This window comes from Agathobacter sp. (assembly GCF_977054825.1).
The window spans coordinates 390,720-411,832 of sequence record NZ_CDRTEH010000002.1 but is presented as its reverse complement, the minus strand read 5'-3'; the positions used below and the strand labels follow the sequence as shown (position 1 = coordinate 411,832).

Annotated in this window: 21 protein-coding genes; 19 read left to right on the top strand and 2 right to left on the bottom strand. The window is 42.6% G+C overall.

The genetic code is table 11. From position 1 onward, the window contains the following. Nucleotides 1-190: 190 nt before the first annotated feature. From ACW6PM_RS04080 to ACW6PM_RS04025, 12 genes are all read left to right on the top strand, one after another. The gene (locus ACW6PM_RS04080) at nucleotides 191-1,189 is read left to right on the top strand and encodes a D-alanyl-D-alanine carboxypeptidase family protein (protein ID WP_456056289.1); all 999 of its coding nucleotides are present in this window, start codon (nucleotides 191-193) and stop codon (nucleotides 1,187-1,189) included. A 107-nt stretch (nucleotides 1,190-1,296) separates the two neighbouring features. Further along, on the top strand, nucleotides 1,297-2,733 hold the full coding sequence (locus tag ACW6PM_RS04075) for an acyl-CoA carboxylase subunit beta (protein ID WP_448753931.1): 1,437 nt from the start codon (nucleotides 1,297-1,299) through the stop codon (nucleotides 2,731-2,733). Nucleotides 2,734-2,752: 19 nt separating this feature from the next. Beyond that, nucleotides 2,753-3,577: an OadG family protein gene (locus tag ACW6PM_RS04070; RefSeq protein WP_448753932.1), complete on the top strand. Its 825-nt coding sequence runs from the start codon at nucleotides 2,753-2,755 to the stop codon at nucleotides 3,575-3,577. A gap of 18 nt (nucleotides 3,578-3,595) precedes the next feature. Then, nucleotides 3,596-3,961 (top strand): biotin/lipoyl-containing protein, encoded by a 366-nt coding sequence (locus ACW6PM_RS04065; RefSeq protein ID WP_443598588.1) that lies wholly within the window; start codon nucleotides 3,596-3,598, stop codon nucleotides 3,959-3,961. Between the two features lie 19 nt (nucleotides 3,962-3,980). Beyond that, a complete protein-coding gene (locus tag ACW6PM_RS04060; RefSeq protein WP_022293183.1) occupies nucleotides 3,981-5,129 on the top strand; it encodes a sodium ion-translocating decarboxylase subunit beta in 1,149 nt (382 codons plus the stop codon). Between the two features lie 22 nt (nucleotides 5,130-5,151). Continuing rightward, nucleotides 5,152-6,570, top strand: a complete 1,419-nt coding sequence (locus ACW6PM_RS04055; protein WP_308649902.1) for an oxaloacetate decarboxylase subunit alpha — start codon at nucleotides 5,152-5,154, stop codon at nucleotides 6,568-6,570. 215 nt (nucleotides 6,571-6,785) lie between these two features. Further along, nucleotides 6,786-7,715, top strand: a complete 930-nt coding sequence (locus ACW6PM_RS04050; protein ID WP_456056288.1) for a MurR/RpiR family transcriptional regulator — start codon at nucleotides 6,786-6,788, stop codon at nucleotides 7,713-7,715. Continuing rightward, nucleotides 7,708-8,991: an NAD(P)/FAD-dependent oxidoreductase gene (locus tag ACW6PM_RS04045; RefSeq protein ID WP_456056287.1), complete on the top strand. Its 1,284-nt coding sequence runs from the start codon at nucleotides 7,708-7,710 to the stop codon at nucleotides 8,989-8,991. The genes ACW6PM_RS04050 and ACW6PM_RS04045 overlap by 8 nt, the downstream gene beginning before the upstream one ends. 33 nt (nucleotides 8,992-9,024) lie before the next feature. Continuing rightward, nucleotides 9,025-9,687, top strand: a complete 663-nt coding sequence (gene cmk / locus ACW6PM_RS04040; protein WP_443598587.1) for a (d)CMP kinase — start codon at nucleotides 9,025-9,027, stop codon at nucleotides 9,685-9,687. A gap of 3 nt (nucleotides 9,688-9,690) precedes the next feature. Further along, complete coding sequence (ispH, locus tag ACW6PM_RS04035; protein ID WP_330022547.1) at nucleotides 9,691-10,551, top strand: 4-hydroxy-3-methylbut-2-enyl diphosphate reductase; 861 nt, start codon at nucleotides 9,691-9,693, stop codon at nucleotides 10,549-10,551. Further along, nucleotides 10,532-11,647, top strand: coding sequence for a 30S ribosomal protein S1 (gene rpsA, locus ACW6PM_RS04030; protein WP_448753935.1), 1,116 nt, complete (start codon nucleotides 10,532-10,534; stop codon nucleotides 11,645-11,647). Before ispH ends, rpsA begins: the two co-directional genes overlap by 20 nt. 77 nt (nucleotides 11,648-11,724) lie before the next feature. After that, nucleotides 11,725-12,501, top strand: coding sequence for a CheR family methyltransferase (locus tag ACW6PM_RS04025; RefSeq protein ID WP_443594510.1), 777 nt, complete (start codon nucleotides 11,725-11,727; stop codon nucleotides 12,499-12,501). Nucleotides 12,502-12,508: 7 nt separating this feature from the next. On the opposite strand, the gene ACW6PM_RS04020 is transcribed toward ACW6PM_RS04025, so the two are convergent. Beyond that, nucleotides 12,509-13,606: a ribonuclease H-like domain-containing protein gene (locus ACW6PM_RS04020; RefSeq protein ID WP_456056286.1), complete on the bottom strand. Its 1,098-nt coding sequence runs from the start codon at nucleotides 13,604-13,606 to the stop codon at nucleotides 12,509-12,511. Between the two features lie 166 nt (nucleotides 13,607-13,772). Between ACW6PM_RS04020 and rsxC the strand changes: the two genes are divergently transcribed. The 6 genes from rsxC to ACW6PM_RS03990 are packed head-to-tail and all read left to right on the top strand — an operon-like array spanning nucleotide 13,773 to nucleotide 18,814. Further along, nucleotides 13,773-15,104: an electron transport complex subunit RsxC gene (rsxC, locus tag ACW6PM_RS04015; RefSeq protein WP_308649895.1), complete on the top strand. Its 1,332-nt coding sequence runs from the start codon at nucleotides 13,773-13,775 to the stop codon at nucleotides 15,102-15,104. Nucleotides 15,105-15,122: 18 nt separating this feature from the next. Further along, entirely contained in the window at nucleotides 15,123-16,085 is a 963-nt protein-coding gene (locus tag ACW6PM_RS04010) for an RnfABCDGE type electron transport complex subunit D (protein WP_456056285.1), read from the top strand. Beyond that, nucleotides 16,078-16,686, top strand: coding sequence for an RnfABCDGE type electron transport complex subunit G (locus tag ACW6PM_RS04005; protein WP_456056284.1), 609 nt, complete (start codon nucleotides 16,078-16,080; stop codon nucleotides 16,684-16,686). Before ACW6PM_RS04010 ends, ACW6PM_RS04005 begins: the two co-directional genes overlap by 8 nt. Next, nucleotides 16,686-17,414: an electron transport complex subunit RsxE gene (gene rsxE, locus ACW6PM_RS04000; RefSeq protein WP_012742486.1), complete on the top strand. Its 729-nt coding sequence runs from the start codon at nucleotides 16,686-16,688 to the stop codon at nucleotides 17,412-17,414. The genes ACW6PM_RS04005 and rsxE overlap by 1 nt, the downstream gene beginning before the upstream one ends. After that, nucleotides 17,414-18,004: an electron transport complex subunit RsxA gene (gene rsxA, locus ACW6PM_RS03995; RefSeq protein ID WP_012742487.1), complete on the top strand. Its 591-nt coding sequence runs from the start codon at nucleotides 17,414-17,416 to the stop codon at nucleotides 18,002-18,004. Before rsxE ends, rsxA begins: the two co-directional genes overlap by 1 nt. Nucleotides 18,005-18,022: 18 nt before the next feature. Continuing rightward, a complete protein-coding gene (locus ACW6PM_RS03990; RefSeq protein WP_117717940.1) occupies nucleotides 18,023-18,814 on the top strand; it encodes an RnfABCDGE type electron transport complex subunit B in 792 nt (263 codons plus the stop codon). A gap of 117 nt (nucleotides 18,815-18,931) precedes the next feature. Here ACW6PM_RS03990 and ACW6PM_RS03985 read toward each other — a convergent pair whose 3' ends face one another. Next, nucleotides 18,932-19,981, bottom strand: a complete 1,050-nt coding sequence (locus ACW6PM_RS03985; RefSeq protein WP_456056283.1) for an FAD:protein FMN transferase — start codon at nucleotides 19,979-19,981, stop codon at nucleotides 18,932-18,934. 203 nt (nucleotides 19,982-20,184) lie between these two features. Between ACW6PM_RS03985 and proB the strand changes: the two genes are divergently transcribed. After that, nucleotides 20,185-21,099, top strand: a complete 915-nt coding sequence (proB, locus tag ACW6PM_RS03980) for a glutamate 5-kinase (RefSeq protein ID WP_308656352.1) — start codon at nucleotides 20,185-20,187, stop codon at nucleotides 21,097-21,099. The last annotated feature ends 14 nt before the right edge of the window (nucleotides 21,100-21,113 follow it).

Sequence of the window (21,113 nt, the reverse complement as noted above, 5' to 3'; positions counted from 1 at the left end):
CAGGTGTATTTTGTAAGCTGCCATTTCATATAATAAGGACATGCAAATAATCATATATATTACCGATGGAGGTAATTATATGATTATTTTTTTGAAAAGATATATATCAAAAAAAGCTTTAATAGTGTTCATATGTGTATTGGCTTGTACGCTCTGTTGTTTGCCGGCTCAAAACCCGGCAAACGTGGTTATGGCAGAAGAAACGGACGGTGAAATGGTAGCTGAAGAAGCTGCTGAAGCTGTAAATGAGCCGCAGCTTCATGCTGTTTCAGCTGCATTATATGATGCGGATGATGAGACATTTGTATATGGTAAAAATATGAGAGACAGCATGGCAAATGCCAGCACCACAAAGCTTCTTACATGCATTGTTGCTCTTGAAAAAGCTGATATAAATGATATGGTCACGGTTTCGCAAAATGCCGCAGCACAGCCGGCGGTTAAGCTTGGACTGGCAGCCGGGGAAAGCTACAGGATGAAGGATTTACTATACGGCATGATGCTTGAATCATTCAACGACTGTGCCTATGCGATTGCGGAGCATGTGGGCGGCTCAACGGAGGGCTTTGCAAAGCTTATGAATGAAAAAGCAAATGAGATAGGGTGCCTTGGCACGTATTTTATCACACCCAATGGGCTGGATGCCGAGGATGATGTGAGCTTTCACCACTCTACGGCAGGGGATTTATGTGTTATAATGTCTTACTGTGCGTGGAAATCACCAAAATCGGCACAGTTTCTTGAGATAACGCAGACTATGCAGTATACATTTGAGTCTGCGGACAGCCGGGTGGTTTTTAGCAATCACAACAGGCTGCTTACACAAACAGACTACTGCATATCGGGAAAGACCGGTTTTACGACAAAGGCGGGCTACTGCTATGTGGCAGCAGTTGAAAAGGATGGAAGGAAAATGTGCCTTTCTCTTTTGGGCTGCGGGTGGCCAAACAATAAAAACTATAAGTGGGCTGATGCAAAGGCACTGGTGGAGTATGCAGCGTCAAAGGCAGAAACATCTTCTTATAGTAATAGTAATGAAACTTCTGCTTCTGCAACAATACAACAGACCGGTGATAAACAGGATGGAAACAAAATTAACTTAAAATATTTAGAAAATAATAGGAAGAATAAGAAAATTTGCAAGAATTTTCTCAAGAATTTTACAATTAATATAGGAAATTTTTTCTAAATAAAAATTAAGGTTAAAAATTTAACAAATTAGTTGAAAAAAATTGGGAAATAGTCTATTATCATACTAGCGAAAAATTTTATTTTTTTATAGATGGAGGATATAAAATGAGTAGTAACAATCAAAGCTTGGCAATGCAGCGTATTGCTAAGTTAGTCGACGAGAACAGTTTCATGGAAATTGGTTCTCTTGTGACAGCTCGCAGTACAGATTTCAACCTTACTGCAGCAAAAGCTCCTTCAGATGGTGTTATTATCGGACACGGTCTGATTGATGGAAATCTTGTATTTATCTACAGCCAGGATGCAACAGTTCTTAACGGAACAATCGGCGAGATGCATGCAAAGAAAATTGCTTCTGTATATGATATGGCCATGAAGATGGGCGCACCTGTTATCGGATTTATCGATTGCGGTGGTATCAGACTTCAGGAGTCAGTTGATGCTTTAGACGGATTTGGTCTTATCTATGCCAAGGAAGTTGCAGCAAGTGGCGTTATTCCACAGATTTGTGGTGTATTTGGCAACTGCGGTGGCGGACTTTCTGTAGTACCGGCTCTTTGTGATTTCGCTTATATCGAAGAGTCTAAGGGCAGAATGTTTGTTAATACTCCTGATGCAATAGAGGGTAACCGCGTTGAGAAATGCGATACAGCAGCAGCTTCATTCCAGAGTGAGAACAACGGATGTGTAGACGGAATCGGTTCAGAGGATGATATTATCGCTGATATCAGAGCTCTTGTTGGCATGCTTCCGCTCAACAACGAGGGAGATGTATACACAGACTCTTGTGAGGACGACCTCAACAGAGCATGTAACAGCATGGCTGATATGAAGGCTGATCCAAGATTCCTCTTATCAGAGCTTTCTGATGATCATGTATTCTTTGAGACAAAGAAAGACTTTGCCAAGAATATGGTAACAGGCTTTGTTAAATTAAACGGCATGACAGTCGGTGCAGTAGCAAACTGCAGCACAGTATATGATGCTGAGGGCAAGAAGGCAGAGGAGTTTGCACTTTCTCTTACTGCAAAGGGCTGCAACAAGGCAGCTGAGTTTGTATCATTCTGTGATGCTTTCTCAATCCCTGTACTTACACTTACAAACGTAAACGGCTTCAAGAACTGCATGTGCTCTGAGAAGAAGCTTGCAAAGGCTCTTGCCAGAATGACATACGCATTCTCAAGTGCAACATGTCCAAAGGTTAACCTGATTACAGGTGAGGCTTACGGAAGCGCATATGTTGCAATGAACTCTAAGTCAATCGGAGCTGATATGGTTTATGCATACCCTGATGCAAAGATTGGTATGATGGATTCAAAGATTGCAGCAGAGATTATGTATCCGGGCGCTGATGCCAAGGAAATCGATGAGAAGGCAGCTGATTACGAGAAGCTTCAGTCTTCAGTTTCATCAGCAGCAGCCAGAGGATATGTAGACCTCATCATTGATCCGGCTGACACAAGAAAATATCTTGTAGGTGCTTTTGAGATGCTTTACACCAAATATGTAGATGCACCAGAGAAGAAACACGGAACTAAATAATAGAAAGGCGCATTTTGTTATGAAGAAAAAAATAACATATATCCTTAGCCTTCTTATGATTGTATGTATGCTTGGAGCATGTGGCTCTGACAATGCCGAAAAGACATATGGCGGATACACAACAGACGAGCTTCATACTGAGGCAACAGACAGCCTTAGCAATATCCAGAACTACATTGCACTCGTTGATAATTGCGGTGGATATGACACTTATGAGAAGAGTGTCAAGGAAGTTGAGGAGAAAACAGGCATGACAGAGGGTGAGGTTGTTTACAACACACTCGGACAGTCGGGAGCAAGCGTTTCAATGAAAAATATCGACGCTGAGCTTGGTGCCGTTTCATCATGGCTTGATCTGGTTGACGAATACGGAGACGTAAAGGATGCAACTGATGGCAAGGATTTTACAGTAACTAAGTCAGGTGGTACACTCACTACCGATATGACACTTACATTTGGCAAGCAGGATGTAACATACGAATTAGTATATGATTCAGTTACCATGGAGGTGACAGGTATCTCACTTACTCCTGTTCAGACAATGGGACAAAAGCTTGCTAAGGCAGGACAGAACACAGCAATTTCAATGAGTATTGTATTCTGTGTACTTATTCTTATCTCTCTTATCATTTACTGCTTCAAGTTTATTGCTCTTATCGGCAATAAGCCAAAGAAGGCAGAAGCTAAGAGTGAGCCTGAAAAGAAAGAGGCTGTTGTTTCTGCAGCACCTGCTACAGACCTTACAGATGATACAGAGCTTGTAGCTGTTATCTCAGCAGCTATAGCAGCAAGCGAAGGTACTACAACAGAGGGCTTTGTAGTCCGTTCAATCAATAGAAGATAATTTAGGAGGACATTTGAGATGAAAAACTATACAATTACCGTTAACGGAAATGTTTACGATGTTACAGTAGAAGAGACAGGAAGCACACCTAGCACAGCAAGCGCACCTAGAAGAGCTGCAGCACCTGCTGCCGCTGCACCAAAGGCTGCTGCCGCACCTGCAGGAGCAGGAAGCATCAAGGTTGAGGCAGGAGCTGCCGGAAAGGTATTCAAGCTCGAGGCTAAGGTTGGCGATGCAGTAAAGAAGGGTGATACACTTCTTATTCTTGAGATCATGAAGATGGAGACACCTGTTGTTGCACCACAGGATGGAACAGTAGCAAGCATTGATGTTGCTGTTGGTGATTCAGTAGAGTCAGGTGCATTACTTGCAACATTAAACTAATTCCAGGAGGTAAACTAATTTGAGTTACGTAGGTGAAACACTTTCAAACCTCCTACATCAGACTGCCTTTTTTAATCTGTCAGTCGGAAACTATGTTATGATTGCCGTAGCATGTGTATTCCTGTTTTTAGCTATTAAAAAAGGATTTGAGCCTTTACTTTTAGTACCTATTGCTTTTGGTATGCTCCTTGTTAATATCTATCCTGATATTATTGTAAGCCCGGAGCACTCAAGCAATGGAGTAGGTGGTTTACTTTATTATTTCTATACACTTGATGAGTGGTCAATTCTTCCTTCACTGATTTTCCTCGGTGTCGGAGCTATGACAGACTTTGGTCCGCTTATCGCAAACCCTATCAGCTTCTTACTTGGAGCTGCAGCACAGTTTGGTATTTTCGGAGCTTACTTCCTTGCAATCCTTCTCGGATTCAACGACAAGGCAGCAGCAGCCGTATCTATCATCGGTGGAGCTGACGGACCTACATCTATTTTCCTTGCCGGAAAATTAGGACAGACAGGTCTGATGGGACCTATCGCCGTGGCAGCATATTCGTACATGGCATTGGTACCTATCATCCAGCCACCAATTATGAAATTATTTACTACAAAGAAAGAGCGTGCAATCAAGATGCAGAACCTTCGTCCTGTAAGCAAGCTTGAGAGAATCCTCTTCCCTGTAGTAGTTACTATCGTTGTTTGTACACTGCTTCCAACTACAGCACCGCTCGTTGGTATGCTTATGCTCGGAAACCTTTTCCGTGAGTCCGGTGTAGTACGTCAGCTTCAGGAGACAGCAAGCAACGCTCTTATGTACATTGTAGTTATCTTACTCGGTACATCAGTAGGTGCTTCTACAAGCGCAGAGTCATTCCTTAATATGAGCACAATCAAGATCGTTATCCTTGGTCTTATTGCATTCATGGTGGGAACTGCTGCCGGAGTACTTTTTGGAAAGCTTTTATGCTTCCTTACAAAAGGCAAGATCAATCCACTTATCGGTTCAGCCGGTGTATCCGCTGTTCCTATGGCTGCCCGTGTATCTCAGAAGGTCGGTGCAGAAGAGGATCCAACAAACTTCCTTCTTATGCATGCTATGGGACCTAACGTAGCCGGTGTTATTGGAACTGCCGTAGCGGCCGGATGCTTCATGGCTATATTCGGTATTTAGATTTAATTAAGGAGGATTAATCATGTCAGAAGTGGTAAAGAAACCATTAAAAATAACAGAAACTGTTCTTCGTGATGCACATCAGTCACTGATTGCAACCAGAATGACAACAGAGCAGATGCTTCCAATCATTGACAAAATGGACAAGGTTGGATACAACGCAGTAGAGTGCTGGGGTGGTGCAACATTTGATGCCTGCCTTAGATTCTTAAAGGAAGATCCATGGGATCGTCTCAGAAAATTAAGAGACGGCTTCAAAAATACAAAGCTTCAGATGCTTTTCCGTGGACAGAACATCTTAGGATATCGTCCATATGCAGATGATGTTGTTGAGTATTTCGTACAGAAGTCAATCGCAAACGGAATCGATATCATCCGTATTTTTGACTGTTTAAATGATATCAGAAACTTACAGACAGCAGTTACAGCATGTAACAAGGAAAAGGGACATGCTCAGGTAGCTCTCTCATACACACTTGGAGATGCTTACACACTTGATTACTGGATGGATATGGCAAAGAGAGTTGAGGATATGGGTGCTGACTCACTTTGTATCAAGGATATGGCAGGTCTTTTAGTTCCTGCAAAGGCTACAGAGCTTGTTCAGGCTTTAAAGGATTCTACAAGCCTTCCTGTCGAGCTTCATACACACTACACATCAGGTGTTGCTTCAATGACATACATGAAGGCTGTTGAGGCCGGAGTTGATATCATCGATACAGCTATGTCTCCATTCGCTCTTGGAACAAGCCAGCCGGCAACAGAGGTTATGGTTGAGGCCTTCAAGGGCACAGAGTTTGATACAGGTCTTGATCTTAATCTCTTAAGTGAGATTGCTGATTACTTCAGACCAATGAGAGAGGAAGCTTTAGCTTCAGGTCTCATGAACCCAAAGGTACTCGGAGTAAATATCAATACTCTCCGTTATCAGGTTCCTGGAGGAATGCTTTCAAACCTTATCTCACAGCTCAAGGAGCAGGGCAAAGAGGACAAGTACGAGGAGGTTCTCGCAGAGGTACCTCGTGTGCGTAAAGACCTCGGTGAGCCACCACTTGTAACTCCTTCTTCACAGATCGTTGGTACACAGGCTGTATTCAACGTACTCATGGGAGAGAGATACAAGGTTGCTACTAAGGAGACTAAGGATATCCTTCTTGGTAAGTATGGTCAGACAGTTAAGCCTTTCAACCCTGAGGTTGTTGACAAGGTTCTTGGTGAGGATAAGAAGAATGCCATCACATGTCGTCCTGCAGATCTTCTTGAGCCAGAGCTTGACAAGATTGAGGCTGAGATGAAGCAGTGGAAACAGCAGGATGAGGATGTTCTTTCTTATGCTCTTTTCCCACAGGTTGCAACTGATTTCTTCAAGTACAGACAGGCACAGCAGACAGGTGTTGATGCAAAGGCCGCTGATACTGAGAATAAGGCTTATCCTGTATAGTATTTTAAAATATAATTCATGCTTTTGAATTTCAAGCAGGTCCGGCTTTGCCGGGCCTGCTTTTTTGTGATGCAATATGGATAAAAGTAAAAAATATAAATTCGCTCTTTCATATAGCGGGAAAAAGTGATAATATTTTAAGGTATGAAAAAATCGCTGCAGGTCACACAAATGTGTGAAGCACAGCCATAAACGGGAAAGCTCAGGAGTATATGATGTCAAATACTAACGACTTACTTAACAGGATAAATGCTAAATACAGTACGATGAGCAAGGGGCACAAGCTGCTTGCTACATACATAACTGATAATTATGATAAGGCTGTCTTTCTGACGGCTGCTAAAATGGGCGAGACAGTAGGAATTTCTGAGTCTACGGTTGTCAGGTTCGCTACATCGCTTGGATACAAGGGATATCCCGATTTTCAGAAGGCACTTGAGGAGCTTGTCAGGAATAAGCTCAATTCGGTTCAGCGCATGGAGGTCACATATGGGCGTATCAGCCAGTCGCAGATTCTTGAAACTGTACTGCAGTCTGACTGTGACAAGATTAAGACCACTCTGGAAAAAATTGATGCGGATGCATTTGAGCTGGCGGTAGATACTATTTTACAGTCAAGGAAAATTTATATTGTAGGAATCAGAAGCTGTGCCCCGCTTGCAAGCTTCCTTGCATTTTATATGAATCTGATGTTTGATGATGTGTGTCTGCTTACGACAAACAGCTCGAGCGAGCTTTTTGAGCAGATGGTGCGCATTGGTAAGGAGGATGTGATTATAGGTATCAGCTTTCCGCGTTACTCTATGCGTACGCTTAAGGCATTGGAGTTTGCAAACAACAGGAGTGCCAAGGTAATAACTATAACAGACAGCATTCATTCACCGATGAATCTGTATTCCTCATGTAATCTGATTGCGGACAGTGATATGGCATCTATAGTAGATTCACTTGTGGCACCGCTTTCTGTAATCAATGCCCTGATTGTGGCTCTTTGCATGAAAAAGCAGGATATTGTTGCAAAGACACTGACAGAGCTTGAGGATATATGGAATGAGTATCAGGTGTACGAGAATGATGAGATTGATTACATTGATGATTCTATAAAGGTACACTACGCAAAGCTGGGGGATTCGCAGGATGAGTAAGAAAATTATTGTGGCAGGAGGCGGAGCCGCCGGAATGCTTGCGGCGTATTTTGCTGCAGACGCAGGAAATAAGGTTACGCTTCTTGAAAAAAATGAAAAGCTTGGCAAGAAAATATATATAACCGGAAAAGGCAGATGCAATCTGACCAATGCGTGCGATGTTGAGGAGCTTTTTTTAAACGTAAAGAGCAACAGTAAGTTTTTGTACAGTGCATTTTATGGCTTTGACAATAGCAGGGTGATTGACTTTTTTGAGGCACATGGGATGCCTGTAAAGGTGGAGCGAGGCAATCGTGTATTTCCGGTGTCAGATAAGTCGTCGGATGTGATTTTTGCTTTACAGAGAGCTTTGAAGGAAAAGAAAGTGGAGGTATTGCTTCACACTGAGGTATCGAAGCTGTGCTATGAGAAAATCACTGATACAAAGGCAGTTGAAGAAGCTGCTGATAAAAAAACTGAATTAAAAATAACAGGTGTCATATTGAAGGACGGTACCAAAATGGACGCTGATGCAGTCATTGTTGCCACAGGAGGGCTTTCATATCCTTCTACGGGCTCTACGGGAGACGGCTACAAAATGGCAGAAAGCGCAGGTCATACTGTGACAGAGTGCACACCATCGCTCGTGCCTTTTAATGTAAAGGAAGAGTGGGTAAAGAGCCTTCAGGGGCTTTCACTTAAAAATACGGCTATTTCCATATATAGCGGCAAAAAGAAGCTGTATGAGGATTTCGGAGAGATGCTTTTTACGCATTTCGGGGTCAGCGGCCCTATGATTTTGTCTGCGAGTGCATCAATTAAGCAAAGCCTTATAAAGCAGCCTCTTGATATGTATATCGATTTGAAGCCGGCTCTCACACAGGAGGCTTTGGACAAGAGGCTGCTCAGGGAGTTTGAGGAGGCAAAAAACAAGCAGTTTAAGAATTCGATAAACAAGCTTTTGCCTGCAAAAATGATTCCGGTGATAATTGAGCTTTCAGGCATTGACCCGGATAAGAAGGTCAATGAGATATCAAAAGAGGAAAGAAACAGGCTTCTTATGCTCTTTAAGAAGCTGCCTGTCACTCTTAATGGGCCAAGAGGCTATAATGAAGCAATCATCACAAAGGGCGGCGTAAAGGTGAAGGAGATCAACCCATCCACTATGGAGTCGAAGCTTGTGAATGGCCTCTACTTTGCCGGTGAGGTGCTGGATCTGGATGCATACACGGGAGGCTTCAATCTGCAGATAGCATGGTCCACAGGATATCTGGCAGGAACCAGTGCAGCGGTTTGATGATAATGAACAATAATATATTAAGGAGAAATTATGAGATACAATATAGCAATTGACGGACCGGCAGGAGCCGGAAAAAGCACTATAGCAAAAAGGCTTGCGAAGGAGCTTGGCGCAATTTATGTGGATACAGGCGCCATGTACCGCGCCATGGCATACTATTTTATCCAAAAGGGTGTGGACAAGGAGGATGTTGACACTATCACGAGGCTGTGTAAGGATGTAGAGGTTTCTATCAGCTATGAAAACGGCGAACAGCAGGTCATCCTAAATGGTGAGAATATCACAGGCTTTATAAGACAGGAGGCAGTCGGCAATATGGCATCGGCTACCAGCGTCTATCCGGTGGTAAGAGAAAAGCTTGTTGAGCTTCAAAGACAGCTCGCTGCCAGAGAAAATGTGGTGATGGATGGAAGAGATATAGGAACTGTTGTGCTTCCTGATGCAAATGTCAAGATATTCTTAACAGCAAGCTCTAAGGTACGTGCGAAGAGGCGCTTTGATGAGCTTACCGCAAAGGGTGAGAGCTGCGATATTGATGCAATCGAGAAGGATATCATAGAGAGAGACCACAGAGATATGACAAGAGAAACATCACCTTTAAAGCAGGCGGACGATGCCGTGCTGCTTGACTCATCTGATATGACAATAGATGAGGTAGTAGATAAAATGAAGCAGCTTGTGAAAGAGGCATAGCGTATGGGTGAGCTTACTATCGCAAAGAGTGCAGGCTTTTGCTTCGGAGTGACAAGAGCCGTAAATATGGTCTATGAAGCAATCGAAAAGGAAAATGTGCCTATATACACCTACGGCCCGATTATTCACAATGATGAGGTCGTAAAGGATATGGAAAAAAATGGCGTAACCGTCATAAACGATCTCGATGAGCTTTCGTCACACGAAAAGGGTGTGATGATTATCCGTTCGCACGGTATAAGCAAGGCAGAGTATGACAGGATAAAAAACTGTGGCTTTGAGGTGCTTAACGCAACCTGTCCTTTCGTATCAAAAATTCACAGATATGTGGAGGATTACAGCTCAAAGGGCTATGATATTATAATTGTCGGCAGTCCAAAGCACCCTGAGGTGTGCGGGATAAAGGGCTGGGCAGACGAAAAATGCCATGTAACCATCATAAATTCGCCTGAGGATGCCGAAAATTACACGAAAAATAGTACAAAAAAACTATGCATAGTGTCACAAACGACATTTAACTACAATAAATTTCAAGATATAGTTGAAATTATTGCAAAAAAAGGTTATGATATAACTGTTTTAAATACAATCTGTAATGCTACAGAGGTCAGACAGACCGAAGCAAGGAAGGTGGCGCAGTGCTCAGATGTCATGATTGTCATAGGCGACAGGCACAGCTCCAATACACAGAAGCTATTTGAAATATGTAAAAACGAATGCAAAAATACTTACTATATACAGACAAGTGACGAAATGGATTATACACAAATCAGGTCCAACAATAACGTAGGTATTACAGCAGGGGCTTCAACCCCAAATAATATCATTGAGGAGGTTTCAAAGAATGTCAGAAATGAGCTTTGAACAAATGCTGGAAGAATCTTTTAAAACTATAAGAAATGGAGAAGTGGTAGAAGGTACCGTTATTGATGTTAAACCTGACGAGATTTTCTTAAATATTGGATACAAATCAGACGGAATTATTACTAGAAACGAGTACACAAACGAGCCAAACGTAGACCTTACTACAGTTGTAAAGGTTGGCGACAAGATGGAAGCCAAGGTAGTTAAGCTTAACGATGGCGAGGGTCAGGTTATCCTTTCTTACAAGCGCCTTCAGGCAGAGAAGGGCAGCAAGCGTCTTGAGGAGGCTTTTGAGAATCAGGAAGTATTAAAGGCAAAGGTTACACAGGTATTAGCCGGTGGTGTATGTGTCAGTGTTGATGAGACAAGAGTATTCATCCCTGCAAGCCTTGTATCAGATACTTATGAGAAGGATCTTAACAAGTTCAAGGATCAGGAGATCGAGTTTATCATCACAGAGTTCGATCCAAGAAAGAGACGTATTATCGGAAACAGAAAGGTATTACTCGTTGAGCAGAAGGCTAAGCAGCAGGAAGAGCTTCTTGCAAACCTTCACGTAGGCGATGTAATCGAAGGAATAGTTAAGAACGTTACAGATTTCGGTGCATTCATCGATCTTGGCGGAGTAGACGGATTACTTCATATCTCAGAGATGTCTTGGGGCAGAGTAGAGAACCCTAAGAAGGTATTCACAGTCGGACAGGCTGTAAGAGTATTCGTTAAGAACATCAATGGTTCTAAGATTGCTCTTTCAATGAAGTTTGATGACGAGAATCCATGGAATGGTGCAACAGAAAAATTTGCTCCTGGCAATATCGTAAAGGGTAAAGTAGCCAGAATGACAGATTTCGGTGCATTCATCGAGCTTGCACCTGGTGTTGATGCTCTTCTTCATGTTTCACAGATTTCAAAGGATCATGTTGAGAAGCCATCAGATGTACTCAAGATTGGTCAGGAGGTTGAGGCTAAGGTTGTTGAGTTCAATGAGGACGATAAGAAAATCAGCTTAAGCATGAAGGCTCTCCTTGATTCAGAGGATGATGGAGCAGATGTTGCAGATGTAAATATCGACGAGGTTGCTTCTGATAACGAGTAGTTTTTGATTTTAAAGCTGTCATATATAATATATGGCAGCTTTTATTTGTATCAGGTGGCACATATTGGAGGATTATGATGTTTGATCATTATGAATGGTTTAAAAAGGAAGTGTACAGGCTGACACAGATAGATCTCAATTATTATAAAGAGAAGCAGATGCGCAGACGTATTGATACACTTGCGAGAAAAAACGGGGCTGATTCTTATGAGACATACATTGATATGATTTCTACAGATAAAGCGAAGTTTAAACAGTTTATCAATTTTATCACTATCAATGTATCTGAGTTCTACAGGAATCCTGATCAGTGGGCTTTTTTGGACAGAGAGGTTATTCCTGAGATATTAAAGAACAATACAGGGACGATTAAGATATGGAGCGCGGCATGCTCTACCGGTGACGAGCCGTATTCACTCGCCATGGCTTTTTCAAAGCATGTTCCGCTGTCTCGTATAAAGATACTGGCTACAGATATTGATGATCTGGTGATTGCGAGTGCAAAGGCAGGGCTTTACAGTGCAAAGTCTGTAGAGAATGTGCCGGCTGACCTGAAAAAGAAGTACTTCACCCAGGTGGAGGGCTCATACAAGATATCTGATGATATCAAGCGTTGTGTGACCTTTAAGGAGCATAATCTGCTGAAGGATTCATATCCAAAGGATTATGACCTTATCCTGTGCAGGAATGTGGTGATTTATTTTACCGATGATGCTAAGGATATGATATACAAGAATTTCTTCAATACTTTAAAATCCAAGGGCATACTGTTTATAGGCAGTACTGAGCAGATAACTACATATCGTGAGCTTGGCTTTGAGAGATTAAGCAGCTTCTATTTCAGAAAGCCTTGATATTTTATCAGAGATTAAACAGATGGTCTGTTATGTGTTTTACATATGACAGTGCCATCTGTTTTGAGTTTATGAAATCGTCAGTCAGCAGGAAATAGCTGCACTTATCCTTTATCTCGAATCGAAATTCAGGCTTCATGAAGTCAGAGTACTGTCTGATGAAGGTGCCTGTTTTGCGCACATAGCAGTTGTATGCCTTGCATTTTTCGCGGTATTCGTGGTCAACATATGCTGCGACACTCTTGTGTATGGCCATGTCCTCCTTTGGCAGATAGTAGTAGTTTTTGTAATCACTGTAAAAGTGGCGCATTTCACCCTCGAATATCGCTACACGCACATAGCTTTTTGCAGTGCCGATAGTCAGATAGATGTCATTGTCATGGAAGCTTACAGATTTTGGAACGGAAAATTTATTTTCAAATGATATAATAAGCTCGTTCATCCGGCTGCCGTCGTAAGCTGTATATGGGTTTACGGATACACCGGTGATTTCTGTTATGTCCTGTATGCATTCCTTATACGAAAGTATGCTAAGGAGCTTTGTCATGCCAAGGACATCCTCGTAGTTGTGTGTCAGAAGCAGGGATAGCCTTTCATCGTCCTTTTGGGCCAGATATTCATAATAAACGTTTATGAGCTCACCTCCGGAATATTTATCCTCCCTCTCTATGCCGAGAAATGCTTCGATGCTTTTCTGTTTGTAGTTCTCGAGGCACAAAAGAGGCTTTATCGGTGAAAGCTCCTTAAAGATATCGAGTATCTGCGTATTACAGAAGGGGTCATCCAGCTTATATTTCTTGTATTTATTCTTTAAAAACGGGATATCAAAGCCGACACCGTTGAACGATATGATGGTGCTGCAGTTGGACAAGGTCTGCGCAAAGGCCTCGATTACAGCAGCTTCGTCATCAGGCGATTCTGCAAAATACTGGTCTATTACTATGCGGTTTTTGATGCGTCTTGCACAGCCTATCATGTATACAATCGCTTTCACCGGTGAAAAGCCTGTTGTCTCAATATCAAAGAACATAGTGTTTTCTTTAAATATGCTGTCTGAAAAATTATCGCTTTTTATGTAAATTTCTTCGTTATGAAATATTTTCATTTTTCAATTCCCACCCTGAAAATTATTTGTATAAACATTATAACATAAAGTATTAAAAAAAGTACATAATATACTATTTAACTAAAAATCATAAGTGGTATAATAGCATTAGTAATGTGCAATAGCATTGCCACGTTATTAATCTAAAAGAAAGAGGGGCACAAAAATGGGTCATAAAACGTTTATTGGCGGTGTTCATCCGTATGATGGCAAAGAGCTGTCTAAGGATTCACCAATTAAAGAAGTTTTGCCCAAAGGCGACATGGTATATCCGGTTTCGCAGCATATCGGCGCACCGGCTAAGCCTGTTGTTGCCGTAGGTGACACTGTGTTGAAGGGACAGATGATAGCAGAGGCCGGTGGCTTTGTTTCATCACCTATCTATTCATCGGTGTCAGGAAAAGTTAAGGCTATTGAGAAGCGACGTGTGGCAGTCGGCGATATGGTTGACAGTATTGTTATCGAAAATGATGGCATGTTTACTGAGACAACATATAATATCGTCGAGGATGTCACAGCACTTTCAAAGGAAGAAATCATCGAGAAGGTTAAGAATGCAGGAGTTGTCGGCATGGGCGGTGCCGGTTTCCCTACACATGTAAAGCTTTCTCCAAAGGAGCCGGACAAGATTGAGTATATTATCGCAAACTGCGCGGAGTGTGAGCCTTACCTCACATCTGACTATAGACGTATGCTTGAGAATCCTGAGGAATTAATCGGCGGCATGAAGATCATACTTCAGCTTTTTGACAATGCAAAGGGTATCCTTGGCATAGAGGATAATAAGCCTGACTGTATCGAAAAGCTTACAGAGCTCACAAAGGATGAGCCACGTATTGAGGTTTGTCCTCTCATGACAAAGTACCCACAGGGTGGTGAGAGACAGCTCATTTATGCTACAACAGGCAGAGCAATAAATTCTAAGATGCTCCCTGCTGATGCAGGCTGTATAGTTGACAATGTAGAGACAATCATTGCTGTCTACAATGCCGTAAAGAATGGACAGCCGGTCCTTAAGCGTATTTCAACAGTTACAGGAGATGCGGTGAAGAATCCTTCAAATATTTTATACAGCATCGGTACCTCATATCAGGAGCTGGTTGATGCTGCGGGAGGCTTTAAGAGTCAGCCGGAGAAGATCATATCAGGCGGTCCTATGATGGGCTTTGCCATGTTTAGTCTTGATATCCCTACTACAAAGACCTCTTCATCAATACTTTGCTTTACACATGATGAGGTGGCAGCATTTGAGCCACAGGCCTGCATCAACTGCGGCCGCTGTGTGGAGGCATGTCCTGAGCAGCTCATTCCAAGCCGTCTTGCGAAGTTTGGCACACGCGGTCAGATGGATGAGTTTGAGAAGTGGCACGGACTTGAGTGTATTGAGTGCGGAAGCTGTTCATTTGCATGTCCGTCAAGGAGACAGGTGGCACAGCCTATCAAGACAATGAAGAAGCTTGTTCTCGCTGAAAAGAGAAAACAGGCCAGCAAAAAATAAAGAAAGAGGTGGATTAAAGTGAGTGATTTATATCATGTTTCATCATCACCACATGTACGTGCCAAGGATTCCACTAACAGAATAATGCTTTATGTCATTATAGCATTACTTCCGGCAAGTCTTTTTGGTATATACAATTTTGGTTTCAGAGCACTTTTTATCATTCTGCTTACCATCGCATCGTGTGTGGCATCAGAATGGGTGTTTGACTACATAATTAAGAAAAAGAGCACAATTACAGACCTTAGTGCGGTAGTCACAGGACTGCTTTTAGCACTTAACCTTCCGGTTTCACTTCCATGGTGGGAGGCTGTACTCGGTGGAGTATTCGCAATCATCATTGTTAAGTGTATGTTCGGAGGACTCGGACAGAACTTTATGAACCCGGCACTTGGCGGAAGATGCTTCCTTCTCATCGCATTTGCGGCTGACATGACCAATTTCAATGTCACAAAAAACGGTGTGGATGTATATTCGGGAGCAACACCGCTTGCACTCATCAAAAATGAAGGGCTTTCAAGTGTCAATGTAAGGGATATGCTTATAGGAAATACTGCAGGAACAATCGGTGAGACATCGGTTATAGCTATTTTGCTTGGTGCCATCATAATGATTTTACTTGGAGTCATTGATTTAAAGATTCCTGCATCCTACATTATTACATTTGCCGTATTCATGTTCCTTTTCGGAGCACAGCATTTTGATATCAACTATGTTGTTGCAGAGCTCTGCGGTGGCGGACTGATGCTCGGTGCATTTTTCATGGCGACCGATTATGTCACAAGCCCGATTACTCCGATGGGCAAGATAATATTCGGTATCTGCTGTGGTATATTGACAGGAGTATTCCGTTGCTTCGGTGCCAATGCAGAGGGCGTTTCCTTTGCAATCATTTTAAGCAACTGCCTTGTTCCTATTATTGAGAAGGTTTCTATCCCAAGAGCCTTTGGTATGGTAAAGGAGGCAAAGAAGAATGAATAAACGTATTGTACATGACGCTTTGATTTTAACTGCCTTTACTCTGGTGCTTGGTTTTATTCTTGCCCTGGTTCAGGGAATCACGGCAGAGCCTATCGACAAGGCTAATAAAGCAGCAGCGCAGAAAGCATATCAGGCAGTATTTGCGGACGCAAAATCATTTGAGAAATATGATTATGACGCCGAGGAAGCTGATAAGCTTGTATCTGATGCAGGATATAAGGATACAATCGATGATATTGAGACTGCCCTTGATGCAAACAAGGAGACATTAGGCTATGTCATCACAGTCACAGCCAAGGACGGAAGCCAGGGAAGCATCACATTCTCTGTAGGTATCAAGAATGATGGTACCGTAAACGGCTACTCAATCACAAGCATCAGCGAGACTCCGGGACTTGGAATGAAGGCCGAGGAGGCTGATTTCTACAAGCAGTTTGAGAACAAGAAAGTAGACAAGTTCGACGTTGTAAAGACCACACCTTCAAAGGATGAGGAGATTGAGGCCATCACAGGCTCAACCATCACATCAAAGGCTATGGCCAACGGCTGCAACGCAGCTATTACTTACTTCCAGAATAAATTACAGGGAGGTGCCAACTAATGAACAAATATGTAGAGCGTTTATATAATGGTATCATTAAGGAAAATCCTACCTTTGTACTTATGCTTGGTATGTGTCCTACACTGGCTGTTACATCCAGTGCGGTAAACGGACTTGGAATGGGACTTTCCACCACGGTGGTACTTATATGTTCAAACCTTTTGATTTCACTTTTCAGAAAAGTGATTCCTAACGGAGTGCGTATGCCGGCGTATATCGTCATAGTTGCATCTCTTGTTACAGTAGTACAGTTTTTGATGCAGGCTTATCTGCCTAGCCTTTCAGCAGCACTTGGTGTATACATCCCGCTTATCGTGGTTAACTGTATCATCCTTGGTCGTGCCGAGAGCTATGCTTCAAAGAATCCGCCTGTAGAGTCTATCTTTGATGGAATGGGAATGGGACTTGGATTTACCATGGGTCTTACAATCATCGGACTTATCCGTGAAATCTTAGGTGCAGGAACATTCTTCAACATCAAGATTTTCGGTGACTGGTTCACACCAATCACAATCTTTATCATGGCACCGGGAGCCTTCCTTGTACTTGGCTTCCTCGTTGCAGGTATGAATATCATCCGTAAAAAGATGGAAGCAAAGGGTACACCTCTTGCAGAGCCGGCAGGCTGCCTTTCAGGAGATTGTGCACATTGTGGAGCATCATGTCCATCAGCAAAAGCAGCACAGGCCGCTGTTGCTCCTAATACTACAGAAGGAGGGGATAAATAATGGGTACATTAGGTCATTTACTGCTCATTGCAGTAGCATACGCAATAGTTAACAACGTAGTACTTAGCCAGTTCCTTGGTATCTGTCCTTTCCTCGGCGTATCAAAGAACACAAAAACTGCTGCAGGAATGGGTGGTGCGGTAATTTTCGTTATCACAATCGCCACATTCGTTACACAGCTTATTTACAATTTTATACTGTATCCGCTTAATCTGTCATATTTACAGACTATCGTGTTCATTCTTGTAATTGCAGCACTTGTTCAGTTTGTAGAGATGTTCTTAAAGAAACAGATGCCTCCTCTTTACAAGGCACTCGGTGTGTATCTGCCACTTATCACAACAAACTGTGCCGTACTCGGTGTAGCACTTAACAGTGTAACAAAGGGCTACAATATCCTAGAGAGTGTAGTTTACGGCTTTGCCACAGCCTTTGGTTTCTTTATCGCCATCGTGCTCATGGCAGGTGTACGTGAGAAGATTGAGTATAATGATATTCCAAAGCCTTTCCAGGGAACAGCCATCGTGCTTCTTACAGCGTGTCTTATGGCTATTGCCTTTATGGGATTCTCAGGAATGGTTTCTGTATAGGATTGGAGGAAAAGTGATATGAATGTTACTGCGATTATTATTGCAGCTTTAGTTGTTGGAGCTGTCGGTATAATTCTTGGATTTTTCCTCGGTATTTCAGGAGAAAAATTCAAAGTAGAGGTTGACCCGAGAGAGGAAGCAATACTTGAGGTACTTCCGGGCAACAACTGTGGTGGCTGTGGATATGCCGGATGCTCCGGACTTGCTGCTGCCATTGCAAAGGGAGAGGCACCGGTAGGACAGTGTCCTGTAGGTGGAGACCCTGTTGCAGCAAAGGTCAGTGAGATTATGGGTGTAAAGGTCGAGGCCGGAGTGAAAAAGGTTGCATTTGTAAAGTGCGCCGGCACCTGTGACAAAGCAAATACAGACTACGATTATACAGGAGTAGAGGACTGTGTTGCCATGTCATTTGTACCGGGCGGCGGACCTAAGTCATGTAATTATGGCTGTCTCGGCTTTGGAAGCTGTGTGAAGGCATGTCCTTTTGATTCAATCCATGTGGTTGATGGAGTGGCATGTGTCAATCCGCTCACCTGTAAGGCCTGCGGTAAGTGTGTAGAGGCATGTCCTAAGCACCTTATCGAGCTTATCCCTTATGACACAAAGCACGTTGTAAAGTGCAGCTCTAAGGACAAGGGCAAGGATGTCATGAAGGCATGCTCAGTGGGCTGTATCGGCTGTCATCTGTGCGAGAAGAACTGTCCGTCAGATGCTGTCCATGTAGTAGACAATGTAGCCTATATTGATCAGGAGAAATGTACAGGCTGTGGAATCTGCGCAGAGAAATGTCCAAAGAAGATTATTCTGTAATGCATAAAAGCTGTCACATATCATTATGATGTGTGGCAGCTTTTTAATTAATGTTAAAAGTTACTTAGTTAATAGTAAATTATAAGGTTGGAATCATATTGGATAAGTTTTAGGCAGCTAATTTGTGCTTACGTCATATTCATCAGAGGTTGTGACGATACTATAATCATCTGTCACGAATATTGCTTCAACACCGGAAAGGGAATTTATAAGCTCCTTTGCCTTATCGATGCCAAGAGCAAAGCATGTGGTGCTTAAGGCATCCCCATCGCAGGAGGAGTCGCTTATGATGGTGACAGAGTACAGATTGTTTTTGACAGGATAGCCGGTTGTGGTGTCCAGTATATGGTGATATAGCTTACCGTCTACTCTGTAGTAGCGCTCGTAGATGCCGGAGGTGACGACGGATTTGTCCTTGATTTTGACAGTGCATATCGGCTCGCCGCTCTCGTCGAAGGGCTTCTGGATGCCGACTGTATAATCACTTCTGTCCGATTTTTCCCCGATTGTGAGGACGTTACCGCCCAGGTTTATGATGCCCGAGGTGATTTTTTTTGACTGTAAATAAGCCTTCATTTTATCGGCGATAAAGCCCTTTGCGATTCCGCCAAGGTCAAGCTTTGCTTCGGAATCGGTGAGCATCACAGAGTTTCCGTTAATTTGTATATTGCGGTAATTTACATGTGACAGCTCGCCTTGTATCTGCGTATCCGACGGAACGACAGATGCATCCACCTCGTTGTCTTTAGAGTCTGTATTTTCAGCTATTTCTGAAAAATTCCACAAATCAGAGAGCTTTCCTATAGTGATGTCAAACCTGCCGTCACTTGTGTCACCGTACTCAATGCCCTTTTTGATAAGCTCAAGCGTATCATCGCTTACTGTGACATATTCTTTGCCAGCAGCGGCATTTATCCTGCTAACCTCTGAGTCACTAACCGTGTTTGACAGCATATCCTCATATTTCTTTGCCATATCAAAGCAGCCGTCTATGTATTTTTCATCAGTGGTGCCATAAAGCGTAATCTGTATTATAGTGTCAAAGTAGAAGCCCTGTTTGGAAACCTTCTGCTGATCATTGGGCTTTGATTCACAAGCCGACAGGCTGCCTGTTATTGCAGCAAGCACCAAAAGGACAGGGATAAGGTGTTTTAATTTATTTTTCATAGCGCATCCTTTATAAATTTCCTGGTTGTAAATTATTTATAGTAAAAGCTTAAATAGTAAAAGCATAAATATAACTTTGCGTCAGGGCTTTATGAAATATAAAGCCGAAAGCAACAGAAATATAATAACACAAAATAAAAAAATGAGACAGTAGTAAAAATGATTTTGTATTTTGCATGAATATATGGTAAAGTAGTAAATGTATGCGTAATATGATTATGTATGCATTTAGACTTACAATAGGAAAGATGATAGAAATGAGTTTTTTAGACAATTATAAAAGAGTAGTAATAAAGATAGGCTCTTCGACGCTGACACATGCGGAGACAGGAAGCCTCAATTTTTCAAAGATGGAGCGTCTGGTGCGCTCGATATGTGATTACAGAAACAGCGGAATGGATGTGTGCCTCGTAAGCTCCGGTGCCATAGCGGTTGGCCGTGATGTGATAGGCATAAAGGAGCGCCCGAGTGATATTTCGATAAAGCAGGCGTGCGCCGCAGTTGGACAGGGAAGGCTTATGATGACATATCAGAAGCTTTTTTCCGAGTACAATCAGAATTCCGGACAGGTGCTCATGACAAAGAACACCATAGTCAATCCTGTTTCCAGACGCAATGTTATGAATACGTTTGAGGAGCTTTTTGATCTGAATGTGGTGCCGATTGTCAATGAAAATGACACGGTAAGTACATACGAGATGCAGTTTGGTGACAATGATACACTGTCTGCCATTGTTACATCAATCACGAAGGCAGATCTGCTCATATTGCTTTCCGATATAGACGGACTGTATTCCGATGATCCTCATGACAATCCGGATGCAAAGCTTATCAGAGAGGTTGATACGCTTGACAGGAAAATACTTGGCATGGCAAAGTCATCAACCGGCAGCGATGTCGGAACAGGCGGCATGGCGACAAAGCTTACAGCGGCAAAGATTGCCACATATTCCGGCGCAGATATGATTATCGCAAACGGCGGCAACATGGGAATCTTATATGACATTATGAATGACAGATATACAGGAACACTTTTCCACAGGGCAAAGGATGCAGAATTTGTGCTTGCGGATTATATACAAAGAGAGATGGCGCCTACATCTACAGGCGGCCAGTAATCAGCTATAAATTT